The sequence below is a fragment of the Rhodobacter calidifons genome (genome assembly GCF_011174775.1).
Classification (GTDB): Bacteria; Pseudomonadota; Alphaproteobacteria; order Rhodobacterales; family Rhodobacteraceae; genus Tabrizicola; species Tabrizicola calidifons.
This window is the reverse complement of the sequence record NZ_JAANHS010000003.1, coordinates 92,059-107,636: the sequence shown is the minus strand read 5'-3', so window position 1 is coordinate 107,636 and position 15,578 is coordinate 92,059. Positions and strand designations below refer to the sequence as shown.

The 15,578-nt window shown below is 66.3% G+C and carries 21 protein-coding genes; 13 read left to right on the top strand and 8 right to left on the bottom strand.

From position 1 onward, the window contains the following. Nucleotides 1–3 precede the first annotated feature (3 nt). Both G8O29_RS05325 and G8O29_RS05320 read left to right on the top strand, forming a co-directional pair. Nucleotides 4–273, top strand: a complete 270-nt coding sequence (locus G8O29_RS05325) for an HPr family phosphocarrier protein (RefSeq protein WP_166402213.1) — start codon at nucleotides 4–6, stop codon at nucleotides 271–273. 47 nt (nucleotides 274–320) lie between these two features. After that, on the top strand, nucleotides 321–1,205 hold the full coding sequence (locus G8O29_RS05320) for a lysophospholipid acyltransferase family protein (RefSeq protein ID WP_367890130.1): 885 nt from the start codon (nucleotides 321–323) through the stop codon (nucleotides 1,203–1,205). Between the two features lie 24 nt (nucleotides 1,206–1,229). Here the strand turns inward: G8O29_RS05320 and G8O29_RS05315 are convergent, their stop codons facing one another. Further along, nucleotides 1,230–2,105, bottom strand: a complete 876-nt coding sequence (locus G8O29_RS05315) for a 3-hydroxybutyryl-CoA dehydrogenase (protein ID WP_166402437.1) — start codon at nucleotides 2,103–2,105, stop codon at nucleotides 1,230–1,232. 160 nt (nucleotides 2,106–2,265) lie between these two features. Here G8O29_RS05315 and G8O29_RS05310 point away from each other — a divergent pair, with 160 nt between their 5' ends. Beyond that, complete coding sequence (locus G8O29_RS05310; protein WP_166402212.1) at nucleotides 2,266–3,120, top strand: DUF6473 family protein; 855 nt, start codon at nucleotides 2,266–2,268, stop codon at nucleotides 3,118–3,120. Nucleotides 3,121–3,155: 35 nt separating this feature from the next. Here G8O29_RS05310 and G8O29_RS05305 read toward each other — a convergent pair whose 3' ends face one another. The 5 genes from G8O29_RS05305 to G8O29_RS05285 form a co-directional block, all read right to left on the bottom strand. Beyond that, complete coding sequence (locus G8O29_RS05305; protein WP_166402211.1) at nucleotides 3,156–4,082, bottom strand: electron transfer flavoprotein subunit alpha/FixB family protein; 927 nt, start codon at nucleotides 4,080–4,082, stop codon at nucleotides 3,156–3,158. A gap of 1 nt (nucleotide 4,083) precedes the next feature. Further along, nucleotides 4,084–4,845 carry an electron transfer flavoprotein subunit beta/FixA family protein gene (locus G8O29_RS05300; RefSeq protein ID WP_166402210.1) on the bottom strand — a complete coding sequence of 254 codons (762 nt, stop codon included), beginning with the start codon at nucleotides 4,843–4,845 and terminating at the stop codon, nucleotides 4,084–4,086. Nucleotides 4,846–4,992: 147 nt separating this feature from the next. Beyond that, nucleotides 4,993–5,565 carry a cob(I)yrinic acid a,c-diamide adenosyltransferase gene (locus tag G8O29_RS05295; RefSeq protein ID WP_149076151.1) on the bottom strand — a complete coding sequence of 191 codons (573 nt, stop codon included), beginning with the start codon at nucleotides 5,563–5,565 and terminating at the stop codon, nucleotides 4,993–4,995. Nucleotides 5,566–5,568: 3 nt separating this feature from the next. Beyond that, a complete protein-coding gene (locus tag G8O29_RS05290; protein WP_166402209.1) occupies nucleotides 5,569–5,772 on the bottom strand; it encodes a twin transmembrane helix small protein in 204 nt (67 codons plus the stop codon). 112 nt (nucleotides 5,773–5,884) lie between these two features. Further along, nucleotides 5,885–6,634 carry a class II aldolase and adducin N-terminal domain-containing protein gene (locus G8O29_RS05285; RefSeq protein ID WP_166402208.1) on the bottom strand — a complete coding sequence of 250 codons (750 nt, stop codon included), beginning with the start codon at nucleotides 6,632–6,634 and terminating at the stop codon, nucleotides 5,885–5,887. A 257-nt stretch (nucleotides 6,635–6,891) separates the two neighbouring features. Between G8O29_RS05285 and G8O29_RS05280 the strand changes: the two genes are divergently transcribed. After that, nucleotides 6,892–7,323 carry a hypothetical protein gene (locus G8O29_RS05280; protein ID WP_166402207.1) on the top strand — a complete coding sequence of 144 codons (432 nt, stop codon included), beginning with the start codon at nucleotides 6,892–6,894 and terminating at the stop codon, nucleotides 7,321–7,323. 65 nt (nucleotides 7,324–7,388) lie between these two features. Here G8O29_RS05280 and G8O29_RS05275 read toward each other — a convergent pair whose 3' ends face one another. Further along, the gene (locus tag G8O29_RS05275) at nucleotides 7,389–7,595 is read right to left on the bottom strand and encodes a cold-shock protein (protein ID WP_166402206.1); all 207 of its coding nucleotides are present in this window, start codon (nucleotides 7,593–7,595) and stop codon (nucleotides 7,389–7,391) included. Between the two features lie 331 nt (nucleotides 7,596–7,926). Between G8O29_RS05275 and G8O29_RS05270 the strand changes: the two genes are divergently transcribed. From G8O29_RS05270 to G8O29_RS05230, 9 genes are all read left to right on the top strand, one after another. Next, nucleotides 7,927–8,520: a (d)CMP kinase gene (locus tag G8O29_RS05270; protein WP_166402205.1), complete on the top strand. Its 594-nt coding sequence runs from the start codon at nucleotides 7,927–7,929 to the stop codon at nucleotides 8,518–8,520. Nucleotides 8,521–8,687: 167 nt separating this feature from the next. Beyond that, complete coding sequence (rpsA, locus tag G8O29_RS05265) at nucleotides 8,688–10,367, top strand: 30S ribosomal protein S1 (RefSeq protein ID WP_166402204.1); 1,680 nt, start codon at nucleotides 8,688–8,690, stop codon at nucleotides 10,365–10,367. A gap of 178 nt (nucleotides 10,368–10,545) precedes the next feature. Beyond that, complete coding sequence (gene ihfB, locus G8O29_RS05260; RefSeq protein ID WP_166402203.1) at nucleotides 10,546–10,827, top strand: integration host factor subunit beta; 282 nt, start codon at nucleotides 10,546–10,548, stop codon at nucleotides 10,825–10,827. A 71-nt stretch (nucleotides 10,828–10,898) separates the two neighbouring features. Beyond that, nucleotides 10,899–11,252: a LapA family protein gene (locus G8O29_RS05255; RefSeq protein ID WP_166402202.1), complete on the top strand. Its 354-nt coding sequence runs from the start codon at nucleotides 10,899–10,901 to the stop codon at nucleotides 11,250–11,252. After that, a complete protein-coding gene (locus tag G8O29_RS05250) occupies nucleotides 11,252–11,920 on the top strand; it encodes a phosphoribosylanthranilate isomerase (protein WP_166402201.1) in 669 nt (222 codons plus the stop codon). Before G8O29_RS05255 ends, G8O29_RS05250 begins: the two co-directional genes overlap by 1 nt. 107 nt (nucleotides 11,921–12,027) lie before the next feature. Further along, a complete protein-coding gene (trpB, locus tag G8O29_RS05245; RefSeq protein WP_166402200.1) occupies nucleotides 12,028–13,260 on the top strand; it encodes a tryptophan synthase subunit beta in 1,233 nt (410 codons plus the stop codon). A gap of 293 nt (nucleotides 13,261–13,553) precedes the next feature. Beyond that, nucleotides 13,554–13,967: a PepSY domain-containing protein gene (locus tag G8O29_RS05240; protein ID WP_166402199.1), complete on the top strand. Its 414-nt coding sequence runs from the start codon at nucleotides 13,554–13,556 to the stop codon at nucleotides 13,965–13,967. 91 nt (nucleotides 13,968–14,058) lie between these two features. Then, on the top strand, nucleotides 14,059–14,430 hold the full coding sequence (locus G8O29_RS05235) for a hypothetical protein (RefSeq protein WP_207623672.1): 372 nt from the start codon (nucleotides 14,059–14,061) through the stop codon (nucleotides 14,428–14,430). Nucleotides 14,431–14,457: 27 nt separating this feature from the next. Further along, entirely contained in the window at nucleotides 14,458–14,994 is a 537-nt protein-coding gene (locus G8O29_RS05230) for a helix-turn-helix transcriptional regulator (RefSeq protein ID WP_166402198.1), read from the top strand. 7 nt (nucleotides 14,995–15,001) lie between these two features. On the opposite strand, the gene G8O29_RS05225 is transcribed toward G8O29_RS05230, so the two are convergent. After that, nucleotides 15,002–15,370: a DUF2237 family protein gene (locus G8O29_RS05225; protein ID WP_166402197.1), complete on the bottom strand. Its 369-nt coding sequence runs from the start codon at nucleotides 15,368–15,370 to the stop codon at nucleotides 15,002–15,004. Nucleotides 15,371–15,578: the final 208 nt, after the last annotated feature.

Below are 15,578 nucleotides of genomic sequence, written 5' to 3'. Positions count from 1 at the left end.
AGAATGACCCGTCGCACCCTGCGCATCGTGAACGAGAAGGGCCTGCACGCCCGGGCCAGCGCGAAGTTCGTCGAAGTGGTGGAGGCGCATGACGCGCGCGTCACGGTCGCCAAGGACGGGATGGAGGTTTCGGGCGATTCGATCATGGGCCTTCTGATGCTGGGCGCCTCGCGCGGAACCTCGATTGACGTGACGTGTCAGGGCGAGGAAGCGGAGAAACTCGCCGATGCGCTGGAGGCGCTTGTTGCGGCGCGCTTCGGAGAGGATTATTGAGGCGGATGCCCTGACTCGTTCCGGGCAGTTCCGGGGAACGCTGCTTCGTGACCGAACACAGCCAGATCGTCGTCGAGGCGCCGCCTGCCTTCCGTGGCAGGTCAGAGCGGAAATACGACATGCGCCGGCTGTCCTATGCCGGCACCTTCAAGAATCCGTGGAAGGCCGGCACGATCCGCGCCATCGAATGGCTGACCGCGAAGGTCCAGCTTCTGCGCCTGATCCGCAAGTTCGAGAAATCCGGCGCCCCCTTCGGCTCGCCCTTCTGGCCGAAGGCGATCCGGCACATGGGGATCACGATCCAGACCCCGCCCGAAGAGATCGCGCTGATCCCGCCGACCGGGCCGCTGGTCGTGGTGTCGAACCATCCGTCCGGCCTGGTGGACGGGATGGTGCTGGCCGAGATGGTCAACCGCGTGCGGTCGGACTTCAAGATCCTGACGCGCAGCCTGCTGACCGGGATCCCCGAGGTCGAGGAGTTCATGATCCCCGTCCCCTTCCCGCACGAGGACAATGCCCGCGAACTGGGTCTGTTGATGCGGGACGAGACGATTGCGCATCTGAAGGCCGGGGGGGTGATCATCCTGTTCCCGGCGGGCAAGGTGGCGATGTCCGAAGGCTGGTGGGGGCCGGCGGTGGAAGCCGAGTGGAACGTCTTCACCCACAAGATCGTCAAGTCCACCGGGGCCACGATCCTGCCGGTCTATTTCCCCGGCCAGAACTCCCGCCTGTTCCTGATCGCGAACAAGATCAGCGACACCCTGCGACAGGGCTTGCTGCTGCACGAGATCAAGCGCTGCCTCTTCAAGCCGACGCGGCCCGTGATCGGTGCGCCGATCCCGGCCGAGGAGCTGAAGAAATGGGAAGGCAACCCGCGCGGGTTCCTGGCCTGGCTGCGCGCGCATACGCTGGCGTTGAAGGACCGGGCGTAGGGTGCGCTGCGGCGCACCGTTGCCCTACCGTGTCGGCACGGGCACCTCGCCCCGGTAGTCGTAGAACCCCCGCTGCGTCTTGCGCCCCAGCCACCCCGCCTCGACATATTTCGTCAGCAGGGGACAGGGCCGGTACTTGGTGTCCGCCAGCCCCTCGTGCAGCACGTTCATGATCGACAGGCAGGTGTCCAGCCCGATGAAATCCGCCAGTTCCAAGGGGCCCATCGGGTGGTTGGCGCCCAGCTTCATCGACTCGTCGATCGACTTCACGTTGCCCACGCCTTCGTAAAGGGTATAGACCGCCTCGTTGATCATCGGCATCAGGATGCGGTTGACGATGAAGCCCGGGAAATCCTCGGAGCTGGAGGCGGTCTTGCCCAGCTTGCGGACCACCTCGTGCAGCGTCTCCCAGGTCTCCTGATCGGTGGCGATGCCGCGGATCAGTTCCACCAGCTGCATCACCGGCACCGGGTTCATGAAGTGGAAGCCCATGAACCTTTCCGGCCGGTCGGTGCGGCTGGCCAGCCGGGTGATCGAGATCGACGAGGTGTTCGAGGTCAGGATCGTCGTCGGCTTCAGATGCGGGATCAGATCCTCGAAGATCGCCTGCTTCACCGTCTCGCGTTCGGTTGCGGCCTCGATGATGAGGTCGCACTGGCCAAGGTCCGCCAGTTTCAGCGTGGTCCGGATCCGCTCCATCGCCGCGCGCTTGTCGGCGGGCAGGACCTTGCCGCGCGCGACCTGGCGGTCGAGGTTCTTCTCGATGGTGGCCAGCGCCTTTTGCAGGCTTTCCTCCGAGATGTCGGTCATCAGCACATCGTATCCCGCCAGAGCGAAGACATGGGCGATGCCATTGCCCATCTGCCCGGCGCCCACGACGCCCACCAGCCTGATCTCCATTGCCCGAACCTCCATCTGTCGCCCCCGGTTATGCCCGGGCGATCCGGCCCGCGCAAGGACGGGCAAAATGCCGGGCCTTTTAGACAACCGCCCGATTTTAGCCATTCGGCAACCACTCTCGGCCACAGATTGTGACGGGTGACTGCAAACGGGTGGTGGGATGATGCATCATGATGCGGGCGCGGGGGCGCTTGACTATTTTCCGTGTCGCTATGGCGCGTCCCGGGCGGTGTTCCGGGGGCCGCAGCGCGACCTGACACGACCTTACGTCGCGGTGCTGGGCGGATCGGCCAGCTTCGGCAGATATGTGGCCCAGCCCTGGCCCGCGCTGCTGGAGCGGGCGCTGGACTGTCCGGTGGTCAATCTTGCCGCGCAGAATGCGGGGCCGGACCTGTATCTGGGCGATCCGGCCACGCTGGAGATTGCCGCAGGCGCGGCGGTGGCCGTGGTCCAGATCACCGGGGCCGAGGGGCTGAGCAATCCGCTTTACAGCGTTCATGCCCGGCGGAATGACCGGTTCCTGGCCGCGACCCCGGCGCTGCGGGCGCTGTATCCGCAGGTCGATTTCACCGAGATCCATTTCACCCGGCACCTGCTGACGGCCCTGCGCCGCGCCGATCCGCTGCGCTTTGCCACGGTGCTGCGGGTGCTTCAGGATACCTGGGTTGACCGGATGCGCAGCCTTCTGGCGCAGCTGCCGGGGGCGCGGGTGCTGGTCTGGCTGTCCGAGACCCCGCCGCCGCCCTCTGCGACCGGGCCTGAGGCCGGGTTCGGCCCTTCGCTGGTCGACAGGCGGATGCTGGCGGCGGTGCAGGGCATGGCGACGCGCCTGGTCGAGATCGTGGCCTCACCCGCCGCGCTGAGCGAAGGGGCGGCGGGGATGCTTTTTCCGCCCACCGAGGTCGAGCAGGCCCGCGCGCTGCCGGGGGCCGCCGTCCATGCCGAGGCGGCAGAGCGGCTTGCGCCGGAGATCGGGCGGCTGGTCGCCAAGGCAAAAGGGGCCACCTTGCGGTGACCCCCTCGTAGGGTGGGCGTTATCGCCTGCCTACCTTACAGCTTTTCGATCATCTCCGGCACGGCCTGGAACAGGTCGGCCACCAGCCCGTAATCGGCGACCTGGAAGATCGGGGCCTCTTCGTCCTTGTTGATCGCGACGATGACCTTGGAATCCTTCATCCCCGCCAGATGCTGGATCGCGCCCGAGATGCCGACGGCGACATAGAGATCCGGCGCCACGACCTTGCCGGTCTGCCCGACCTGCCAGTCGTTCGGCGCATAGCCCGAGTCCACCGCCGCGCGGCTGGCGCCCACGGCGGCGTTCAGCTTGTCGGCCAGCTTTTCGATCAGCGCGAAGTCGGCCTGGCTGCCCACGCCACGCCCGCCCGAGACGACGATGCCCGCGCTGGTCAGCTCGGGCCGGTCGGAGGAGGCCACCTTGTCCTCGACCCAGGCCGAAAGGCTGCCATCAACCGAGGCCGAGACCTTCTCGACCGGGGCCGACCCGCCCTTGCCCGCCGCGTCGAAGGTCGCGGTGCGGATCGTCAGGACCTTCTTCGCATCCGAAGTCCTGACCGTCTGGATCGCGTTGCCGGCATAGATCGGCCGGTCGAAGGTCGCGGCGTCATGCACGGCCAGAACTTCCGAGATCACCATCACGTCCAGCAGGGCCGCCACCCGCGGCAGGACCGATTTCGACAGCGCGCCCGAGGCGGCGGCGATGTGTTCGTAGTCGCCCGAAAGCGACACGATCAGCGCGGCGGTGGGTTCGGCCAGACCATGGGCATAGGCCGCATCCTCGGCCAGAAGCACCTTGGCCACGCCGTCCAGCGTCGCGGCCTCGGCGGCTGCGGCGCCGGCATCGGGACCGGCGACCAGCACGGTGACCGGACCCAGCGATTTCACCGCGGTCAGGGCCTTGGCGACCTGGTCGGTTGCCAGTTTCCCGTCAACGACATCGGCAAGAAGAAGAACGGCCATCTCAGATCACCCCCGCTTCGTCTTTCAGTTTCCGGATCAGTTCATCGACCGAGCCGACCTTCACCCCCGCCTTGCGGCCCGCCGGTTCGACGGTCTTGACCACCGACAGACGCGGCGAGATGTCCACGCCATAGTCGGCGGGGGTCTTGGTGGCCAGCGGCTTGGCCTTGGCCTTCATGATGTTCGGCAGGCTGGCATAGCGCGGCTCGTTCAGCCGCAGATCGACGGTGATGATCGAGGGCAGCTTGACGGAAATCGTCTGCAACCCGCCGTCCACCTCGCGCGTGACGCGGGCCTTGTCGCCTTCGATGGCGATCTCGGAGGCGAAGGTGGCCTGCGACCAGCCCAGAAGGGCGGCCAGCATCTGGCCGGTGGCGTTCATGTCGTTGTCGATCGCCTGCTTGCCGCAGAGGACCACGCCCGGAGCCTCTTCCTTCACCACGGCGGCCAGCAGTTTGGCGACGGCCAGCGGCTCGATGTCCACATGCACGTTGTCGGTGGCCTCGATCAGGATCGCCCGGTCCGCGCCCATGGCCAGCGCGTTGCGCAGCGTCTCCTGCGCCTGCTTGACGCCGATGGAGACGACGACGACCTCGGTCGCCACGCCCTTTTCCTTCAGGCGGATCGCCTCTTCCACGGCGATCTCGTCGAAGGGGTTCATGCTCATCTTGACATTGGCGAGGTCAACCCCCGACCCGTCCGCCTTCACCCGCACCTTCACGTTGTAGTCGATCACCCGCTTGACCGGGACCAATACCTTCATGGGCCGCAACCTCCTCATCCACCGCGGCGCGAGGCCGCACAAGCTCTCGACCGCCTGTTACCGGAACAGGGGGCGTCGGAACAGAGCAAATACGACAGGTTGGCGCGACGCGACGCCGCGTTTTGATCGCTGGCGCCGATCAGACGGTCAGCGCGTCAGGCCCGGCACCCACAGCACGTCGTCCTTGCCGTCATTGTTGGCGATGCGGCCCGCGACGAAGAACCAGTCGGACAGGCGGTTGAGGTAGCGCACCGCCTCGGGGTTCACGTCCTCCATCGTCGCCAGTTCCACCACCAGCCGCTCGGCCCGGCGGCAGACGGTGCGGCAGAGATGCAGCTGCGCCGCCAGCACCGATCCGCCCGGCAGGATGAAGGACCGCAAGGGCGTAAGGCGGTCGTTCATCGCGTCGATCTCGCGTTCAAGCCGCGTTACCTGGCCTTCGATCATGCGCAGGGGCGTGTAGGACAGCGTGGCGTCCAGATGCCGGTCGGGGGTGCAGAGGTCGGCGCCCAGGTCGAACAGGTCGTTGGAGATCCGCTTCAGCGCCTCGGCCATCTCTCCGGTCGCGTGGAGCCGCGCGAGGCCGACGGTGGCGTTGGTTTCGTCCACGGTGCCGTAAGCGCTGACCCGCAGGCTGTGCTTGGCCACCCGCGCGCCGTTGCCAAGCGCGGTTTCCCCGGCATCGCCGGTCTTGGTGTAGATCTTCGACAGGACGACCATGGCTCAGCCCCGCGCCCGCAGCCAGGCGAAGGCGACGATCGCCACCACCGCCACGAATTGCACGCCCAGCCGCCAGCGCATGATCCGGTTGGCGTTGCGCCGGTTGAACTCGCCCCCCCTGGCGAAGGTGCCGATGCCGAACAGCAGGATGGCCAGCACCACGAAACAGGCCACGGCGGCGAAGATGAACAGCGGATCGGACAGCATCGGCATTCTCCCTTTGCGGCTGATCTAGGACAGCGGCGGGCAAAAGCGAAGCCGAATTTCCCGAACCTGACGGCGGGCGCGGGATCCGGCCGAAGTCGAAGCCGGAACGCGGTCAGTCGGCGTAGCCCGGATCCTCGGCATCGAGGATGGCGCGCAGCTCGCGCAGATGTGCCTCGGCAAAGCCCGGATAGTCCTCCCATTCCCGCGCCGTCTTCTCGGCGATCTCGTCGGGCAGGATCCGCAGGGGACGCCCCGTCTGCAAGGCGCGGATGTAGGTCTCGGCGGCGCGTTCGAAGTAGTAAAGCCGGTTGAAGGTCTCGGCCACGCTGCGCCCGATGACCAGGACACCATGGTTGCCCATCACCAGCGTGGTGATCTTCGGATCGGCCAGAAGTCGCGCGCAGCGTTCGCCTTCGGCCTCGAAGGCCATGCCGCCGTAGTGGTCGTCCACCACGTGCCGGTTGTGGAACATCGCCGTGTTCTGGTCGATGGCCGGCAGGCGCGAATCGGCCAGGCTGGCCAGGACCGTGGCATGGACGGAATGGACATGCATCACGCAGGCCGCATGCGGGCAGGCGCGGTGGATGGCGCCGTGCAGGCCCCAGGCGGTCGGATCGGGCGCATCGGGACGGCGCATGGTCGCGGGGTCGGTCGCGTCGATCTCGACCATGGACGAGGCGGTGATCCGGCTGAAATGCCGCCCGTTCGGATTGATCAGAAAGCGCGTGCCTTCGGGAGTCACCGCCAGCGAGAAATGGTTGGCCACCGCCTCGTGCAGGTTCAGCCGCGCGCACCAGCGGAAGGCTGCGGCAAGGTCCTGCCGCCGCTCGATCTCTGTCATGTTGACGTGACGGTTCATCATGGCTCCTCGCCCCGAATCGGATTGCAGCATTGCAATGGGCTGCTTTTCCCCGTGAAATAGGTTAACAGCTTGAGCATCCGAGTCACGGCCGACTGACGGATGATTCATGCAACCAGGGTTTGCAGGCGACTGCGGAAGAGGGCAACTCTGGCGTGAATGTGGCGCGGTAACAGGTATCTTTCTGCAAGTTTCCTTTATTCGGGCAAATGCTCTCCGCATTGTTGGTGTGACTGGCAAGGGATAGTGGAGGAGTGCGCGTGCAGACTTTCATCCAGACCGATCGCCAGGTTTTTGCCTCACATACCCTGGGCGTGCGGGTCATGCTGTTGTCCGACCGGGCCGACAGCCTGACCGCCCGGCGCCTGACCGGCTATGGCAGCCATGTGGACATCGCGGGTGCGCTTGAAGCCGCGGTCGCTGCCATCCTGAACGACCGCTTCGGCTATGACCTGTTCGTGATGGATTGCGACGGGTTCGGCGGTGTGGCGGGGGCCGAACAGGCGATCGCGGCGCTGATCGCCGGGGATGCCAAGATGCGGGTGATGCTGATCAGCCGCGAGTTCGACGTCCCGGTCTATCCGCTGGGCCGCCGCACGGCGGTCTGCCTGCCCGAGGACGTGTCGGACGAAAGTTTCCGCATCGGCTTCGATCACGTGCTGCGCGACAGGGCAGCGGTCACGATCAACTGACGGGGTGACGCGGCGCGATGGCGCCCGGGGTGACGGGGGCGGCAGTCCGCCCCCGCCAGGCAGGCTTACGCCAGCGCCAGATTGGTCGCGGATTCGCGGCCGTCGCGGCCGGCCTCGATGTCGAAGGTGACCGGCTGGCCATCCTTCAGGCTGCGCAGCCCGGCACGCTCCAGCGCGGTGATGTGGACGAACACGTCCTTCCTGCCGCCCTCCGGGGCGATGAAGCCGTAGCCTTTGGTTTCATTGAACCATTTCACGGTGCCCTTGGCCATCGTGAAGTCTCCTGTCTAGTATGCCCGCCCGCGGAAGTGCGGCGGCTTGGCCCCGTCAGCTGTAGTCGATTGCTGTGGCCGATGGTCGGAGACAGTGGTCGAAAAGATAACGTCGCGGGTCGAAGATAGGCTGAATCGCCCCGGATTCCAAGCGGAATTCATCGGAAATCCGTCCGGTCCGGCATCGGGCGATCAATGATATCAACGGCTTGAAAACCGACCCCGCGCCTGGTTCCCCGCATCAGATGCGAAACCCCTTTTCGCCTTGCCCGTTTCGAAATACTTCCGCCCGGGGGATCCGCGACCGGCAGCGGGCGCAAGGACGGAAACGATGATCTTCACGGTGGCAATCGACGGGCCGGCCGCGGCCGGCAAGGGCACGATCAGCCGCGCCGTGGCCGCGCGCTTCGGCTTCCGGCATCTCGACACCGGGCTTCTCTATCGCGCGGTCGGCGCCCTGGGCGGCGATCCCGTCGCGGCGGCGCGCGCGCTATCGCCCGAGGATCTGGCGCGGGATGACCTGCGCACGCTGGAGGCGGGGCAGGCGGCCAGCCGGGTGGCCGCGATCCCCGAGGTGCGCGCGGCCCTGCTGGACTTTCAGCGCCGGTTTGCCCGCAGCGAGGGCGGCGCGGTGCTGGACGGCCGCGACATCGGCACGGTGATCTGCCCCGAGGCCGAGGTGAAGCTGTTCGTCACCGCCAGCCCGCAGGTCCGCGCGCACCGGCGCTGGCTGGAGGTCGGGGGTGACGCGGCGCAGGTCCTGGCCGAGGTCCTCGAACGCGATGCGCGCGACATGGGGCGGGCGGAGGCTCCGCTGCGGGCCGCGGCGGATGCGGTGGTGATCGACACCAGCGCGCTGGGGATCGACGAGGCGGTGGAGGCCGCCTGCGCCGTGGTGGCGCAAAGGCTTCCCCGGACGCGCTGACCGGCGGCTTTCCCTTGCCTCACCGGCCCGATGGGGCTATAGGCCCGGCATCCTGAAAGGATCGCGCTGCGCCGGTTCGCCGGACGGCAGCGCATTTACGTTCAGGGCCAAGACCGGCGGAGCCAACCGCATGGCCAGTGAAAACCACGCAAAGGAAACTGATCTATATGTGCGCTAAAGCAACCATGGAAGACTTCGAAGCCCTGCTGAAGGAAAGCTTCGAGATCGACACCCCCGAAGAGGGCACTGTCGTCAAGGGCAAGGTCATCGCCATCGAGGCGGGCCAGGCCATCATCGATGTCGGCTACAAGATGGAAGGCCGCATCGACCTGAAGGAATTCGCGAACCCCGGCGAGGCTCCGAACGTCAATGTGGGCGACACGGTCGAGGTCTATCTCGAGCGGGTCGAGAACGCCCGCGGCGAAGCCCAGATCAGCCGGGAGAAGGCCCGCCGCGAGGAAGCCTGGGACCGTCTGGAAAAAGCCTATGCCGCCGAGCAGCGCGTCGAGGGCGCGATCTTCGGCCGCGTCAAGGGCGGCTTCACTGTGGACCTGGGTGGCGCCGTTGCCTTCCTTCCCGGTTCGCAGGTTGACGTTCGTCCGGTGCGTGATGCCGGCCCGCTGATGGGCATGAAGCAGCCGTTCCAGATCCTGAAGATGGACCGTCGTCGCGGCAACATCGTCGTCTCGCGCCGCGCGATCCTGGAGGAAAGCCGCGCCGAACAGCGCGCCGAAGTCATCGGCAACCTGTCCGAGGGTCAGGTGGTGGACGGCGTGGTCAAGAACATCACCGAATACGGGGCCTTCGTGGACCTGGGCGGTGTGGACGGCCTGCTGCACGTCACCGACATGGCCTGGCGCCGCGTCAACCACCCGTCGGAAATCCTGTCGATCGGCGAGACCGTCAAGGTTCAGGTCATCAAGATCAACAAGGAAACCCACCGCATCAGCCTGGGCATGAAACAGCTCCAGTCCGATCCGTGGGATGCGGTCGAGAAGATGTATCCCATCGGTTCGGTCCACAAGGGCCGCGTCACCAACATCACCGATTACGGCGCCTTCGTGGAGCTGGAAGCGGGGGTCGAGGGCCTGGTGCACGTCTCGGAAATGTCCTGGACCAAGAAGAACGTGCACCCCGGCAAGATCGTTTCCACCTCGCAGGAGGTTGACGTCATGGTGCTGGAAATCGACAGCGCCAAGCGTCGGGTGTCGCTCGGCCTGAAGCAGACCCAGCGCAACCCGTGGGAAGTCTTTGCCGAGAACCATCCGATCGGCTCGGCAATCGAGGGCGAAGTCAAGAACATCACCGAATTCGGTCTGTTCATCGGGCTGGAGAACGACATCGACGGGATGGTCCACCTTTCCGACCTGTCCTGGGACCAGCGCGGCGAGGAAGCGATCCAGAACTACCGCAAGGGCGACGTGGTCAAGGCCGCCGTCACCGAGGTGGACATCGAGAAGGAGCGTATCTCGCTGTCGATCAAGGCGCTGGGCGACGACAGCTTCAGCGAGGCGGTCGATGGCGTGAAGCGCGGCGCGGTGATCACCGTGACCGTCTCGGCCATCGAGGATGGCGGGATCGAGGTGGAATACAACGGCGCCAAGTCGTTCATCCGCCGCTCGGACCTTGCGCGCGACCGTGCCGACCAGCGGCCCGAGCGCTTCCAGGTGGGTGACAAGGTCGATGTCCGCGTGACCAACATCGACCCCAAGACCCGCAAGCTGGGCCTGTCGATCAAGGCGCGCGAGATCGCCGAAGAAAAGGAAGCCGTCGAACAGTATGGCTCCTCCGATTCGGGCGCCTCGCTGGGCGACATCCTGGGCGCGGCCCTGAAGGACCGCGGCTAGGCCGGGATCGACTGAACCTGCGATTGAACGCGAAGGCCCCGCGCAGCACGCGGGGCCTTTTCCTTTCCGCCAAGTCCCGGTTTTCATTTGCCCGAACCCGAATCCTGCCGCTATAGTCCTGCGAGAACAACAGCGTGGCGGCCTCCTGCCAGGGACCGAACCACAGGGGGGACGACTGATGATCCGTTCGGAACTGATCCAGAAGATCGCGGATGAGAACCCGCACCTGACCCAGCGACATGTCGAGCGGATCGTGAACACGGTCTTCGAAGAGATCATCGAGGCGCTGGCCAGGGGCGACCGGGTGGAGCTGCGCGGCTTCGGTGCCTTCTCGGTCAAGGCGCGCGATGCCCGCATCGGCCGCAACCCCCGCACCGGCGAGGCGGTGAAGGTCGATGACAAGAAGGTGCCCTTCTTCAAGACCGGCAAGCTGCTGCGCGACCGGCTGAACGGCAAGTAGCTGCCCCTGCGACTTGCGCCCGGGCCGGTTCGGGCCGATAGTGCCGACAGAACCGCTGGGGCGCGCGCTGCATGATCCGCTATCTTCGTCTGATCTTCCTGGGCCTCCTGGGCCTTGGCCTTCTGACCGTCGCTCTGGCCAATCGCGCGCCGGTGTCGGTGCGGCTTTTGCCGCCGGACCTTGCGGCACTGACCGGCCTGACCTGGGCGATGGAACTGCCGCTGTTCCTGGTGATCTTCGCGGCGATCATCGCGGGCGTGCTGATCGGCTTTGTCTGGGAATGGTTCCGCGAACATGGCCATCGGGTCACGGCCGCCCGGAAGGCGCGTGAAGTCGCGCGGCTGGAGCGGGAACTGGCGGTATTGAAGGACGCAAGCTCGGTTCCGCCGCAGGACGAGGTGCTGGCGCTCCTGGACAAGCGCTGATGCGCGAGGTCAGGGTCAAGATCTGCGGGCTGAAGACGCCCCAGGACCTGGCTGCGGTGGCGAGGGCCGGGGCGGCCTGTGCCGGGTTCAACTTCTTCCCGAAGTCGCCGCGATATGTGACCCCGGCCGAGGCAAGGGCATTGGCGGTCGCGGCGCCCGAGGGTCTGTGCAAGGTGGCACTTGTGGTCGATGCCGACGACGCGACGCTGGACGGGATCGTCGCCGAGGTGCCCTTGGACATGCTGCAACTGCACGGCCACGAAACCCCCGCCCGGGTGGCCGAGATCAAGGCGCGCTATGGGTTGCCGGTGATGAAGGTGATCGGGGTGGCGGTCGAGGCGGACCTTGCGCCGCTGCTGGATTACCAGCTGGTCGCCGACCAGATCCTGGTCGATGCCAAGGCGCCGAAGGATGCGGTGCTGCCGGGCGGCAACGGGCTGACCTTCGACTGGCGGCTTCTGGTGGGGCGCAAGTGGCTGAAGCCCTGGATGCTGGCCGGGGGACTGACGCCCGGGAATGTGGGCCAGGCGATCCAGCGGACGGGGGCGCGGCAGGTCGATGTGGCAAGCGGTGTCGAAAGCGCGCCGGGGGTGAAGGATGCGGGCCGGATCGCCGCCTTCGTCGAGGCGGCGCAGGGGGTGAAGGGCGGCGTCCCGATCCTCCGCTGAACCCCGATTTCCATTCGGAAATCGGTCCGGAAATCGTTCGATTTCCGGTGCCCCTTTCCGAACCGCGTCAGGAGCGCTAAACCCAATCAGATCAAAGGGGGTGCGCCATGGCCGAGGACGGGTTGAACAGCTTCATGTCGGGGCCGGACGAGCAGGGCCGCTTCGGCCTCTTCGGCGGGCGTTTCGTATCCGAGACGCTGATGCCACTGATCCTGGAGCTGGAAGAGCGCTACGAACACGCGAAGACAGACCCCAGCTTCTGGGCCGAGATGGATGACCTTTGGAAGCACTATGTCGGCCGACCGTCTCCGCTGTATTTCGCGCCGCGGCTGACCGAACACCTGGGCGGCGCCAAGGTCTACATGAAGCGCGACGAACTGAACCACACCGGCGCGCACAAGATCAACAACGTGCTGGGGCAGATCATCCTCGCCCGCCGGATGGGCAAGACGCGGATCATCGCGGAAACCGGCGCGGGGCAGCACGGGGTGGCCACCGCGACGGTCTGCGCCAAGTTCGGGCTGAAATGCGTGGTTTACATGGGCGCGCATGACGTGGAACGCCAGGCGCCGAACGTGTTCCGCATGAAGCTTCTGGGCGCCGAGGTGATCCCGGTGACCTCGGGGCGCGGCACGCTGAAGGATGCGATGAACGACGCGCTGCGCGACTGGGTGACCAATGTGCGCGACACCTTCTACTGCATCGGCACGGTGGCGGGGCCGCATCCCTATCCGGCCATGGTGCGCGACTTCCAGTCGATCATCGGCAAGGAGGTCCGCTGGCAACTGGCCGAGCAGGAGGGCGAGGGGCGTCTGCCCGACGTGGTGGTCGCGGCGATCGGCGGCGGGTCGAACGCGATGGGGCTGTTCTATCCGTTCCTCGACGACCCTTCGGTGCGGATCGTGGGGGTCGAAGCGGGCGGCAAGGGCGTGGACGACCGGATGGAACATTGCGCCTCGCTGACCGGCGGGCGTCCGGGGGTGCTGCACGGCAACCGGACCTATCTGTTGCAGGATGCCGACGGGCAGATCCTGGAGGGCTTCTCGATCAGCGCGGGTCTCGACTATCCCGGTATCGGGCCGGAACATGCCTGGCTGCATGACGTGGGCCGCGCCGAATATGTCAGCATCACCGATGCCGAGGCGCTGGAGGCGTTCCAGCTGTGCTGCCGCCTCGAGGGAATCATCCCGGCGCTGGAGCCGAGCCATGCGCTGGCGCAGGTGATGAAGCTGGCGCCGACCCTGCCCAAGGACCGGATCATCGTGATGAACATGTGCGGGCGCGGCGACAAGGACATCTTCACTGTCGCCAGGCATCTGGGCGTGCAGATGAAGGTCTGACCCCGCGCCAGGCAGGCTGTCAACGGGGCCCGCAGCCAGGCGCTGCGGGCCCCTGCCTTTTCCGCTTGGCTCCGGTCGTCCCGCGCCGTCTGCCTGGTCAAGCGGGCTGTTCCCGTCCGAAGGTCGGAATTCGCCTAAACCCGGGTTTATGCGCACCAACCGCAGGCATAGGCCGCGGAGGTTAAACCTGGGGTCAATGGTCGGACCTGCGGAAAGGCGGCCTTCTGCGGGCAGGCCCTCGACGGCGGCAGCCGCCCCAGGACGAGCAGGCCCTGCAACCAAGGAGACCGCAAATGAAACTCAGATCCAGACTTCTGTGCTACACTGCCGCCATCGCCCTCTCTGCGGGCGCGGCCTTTGCCGCCATCGACGGCAACAGGCTGGCCGACGACTATCTGGCACAGGGCTACACTTTCGTCGAGGTCAAGGTCGGCCCGACCCAGACCAAGGTCGAGGCGATCAAGGGCAACAGCAAGCTCGAAGTCGTCTACGACAACGAAACCGGACAAATCATCAAGCAGGAACTGGAACCCGCGGATCCGGAAGAGGTCGGCCGCACGGGCAAGGAGGTCAAGACCGTCCGCTACGACTTCGAGGAAATCGAAGACGAGGTCGACGATGACGATGACGACCGTGACGACGATGATGACGACGATGACGACGACGACCATGACGACGATGACGATGACGACGACGATGATGACTGAGCCCGTCTGCTGACGGACTGGAGGAAGGCCCCGGTCTTGCCGGGGCCTTCGGCATGGCACATAGTTCGGGGGCAAGGATCGGGGTATCGGAATGAAACGGCGCGAGGTCCTGCTTGGGCTTGCCTTGTGCGTCGCGGGCGTCAGACCTGCGTTGGCCGAGGGCATGGTCGATATCATCCTGCGTCAGCTGCGGCGGCAGGGCTTTCGCAATATCGTGCAGGAACGCACCCTCCTTGGCCGGGTGCGCATCATTGCCCGCCGCAAGGACGGGCGGCGCGAGATCATCCTGAACCCCAGGACCGGCGAGATCCTGCGCGACCTCTGGCTGCCAAATGCCGGCGGCACCGCAGGCCTTGCGATCATCGACGATCGCAAGGGGCGTTCCGGCAAGGACGATGACGACGGTGACGACGACGATGATGATGACGACGATGACGATGACGACGATGACGATGGCGATTGACCCGACCGGCCGGCATCGGGTCGCCGCTTGAAACGCGCGGGCCCCTATATCGCGACTCTGGTGATCCAGGCGCTCTGCGCCTTCTTCTTCGTGTCCGACATCCTGTCATCGCTGGTCGGCTTCCGGACCACCCCGATCAGCTGGGAAATGCGTGAGGCGCTGGAGATCGGCGCCGCATTCGGGCTGATCCTGGGCGTCGTGGTCGGAGGGCTGATGCTGCGGCGGGCCCTGCGCGATCGGCACAAGGCCGAGGAACGGCTGCGCCGCGCCTCGGGCGCCTTTGCCGACCTGCTGGCCGAACGCTTCGAGGAATGGGGCCTGACGCCATCGGAAAAGGATGTGGCGCTGTTCGCGATCAAGGGCCTGTCCACGGCCGAGATCGCGCAGCTGCGCTCTACCAGCGAGGGCACGGTCAAGGCTCAGACCAACGCGATCTACCGCAAGGCCGGGGTGACAGGACGGCCGCAGCTTCTGTCGCTGTTCATCGAGGATCTGATGCGTGACAACGGCCGCATCCGGCCGATGCCCGCGCCCGCGGCGGCCGATCCGGTCCCGGCGAAATAGCCGCGCGTCAGTCGCTGGCGTGCTGTTGCAGGATCTCCAGCGGGACCACGGCCAGCGTGGCCTGGTGGGTCGCGGCAAGGCGCACGCGCGGGGCCGCGCCTTCCGCGTGGGCCTGAAGGAACCGGCTTGCGCAGAGGCACCACTGATCGCCCGGTTTCAGGCCCGGAAAGCCGTATTCGGGCCGCGGCGTCGAGAGGTCGTTGCCAAGGTATTTCGACAGGGCCAGGAATTCCGCCGTCATCAGGGCGCAGACCGTGTGCAGGCCGCGGTCCATCGGGCCGGTGTTGCAGCAGCCGTCGCGGAAGAATCCGGTCACCGGATCAGTCGAGCAGGGCTCCAGCGCCTGGCCAAGGACGTTCAGGGAGGGAAGTTTCATCGCGGCTCCTTTCCCCCGAAAGGGTAGCATCGCGCGCGGCCCTGTCCATGGCCGCTGTCGCCATTTGTCGCGGCGGTCGCTGTCCCCCCCCCCCTCTCCCCCCCACCGGGCGCCGGATGTCGCCCGCAACCGGGGCAAGCGCCGGGCTGGACCGCAGCGGGGCCTTTGTCTATAAGGCCCGCCATGCAGACAGGCGCGGTTGTTTCCT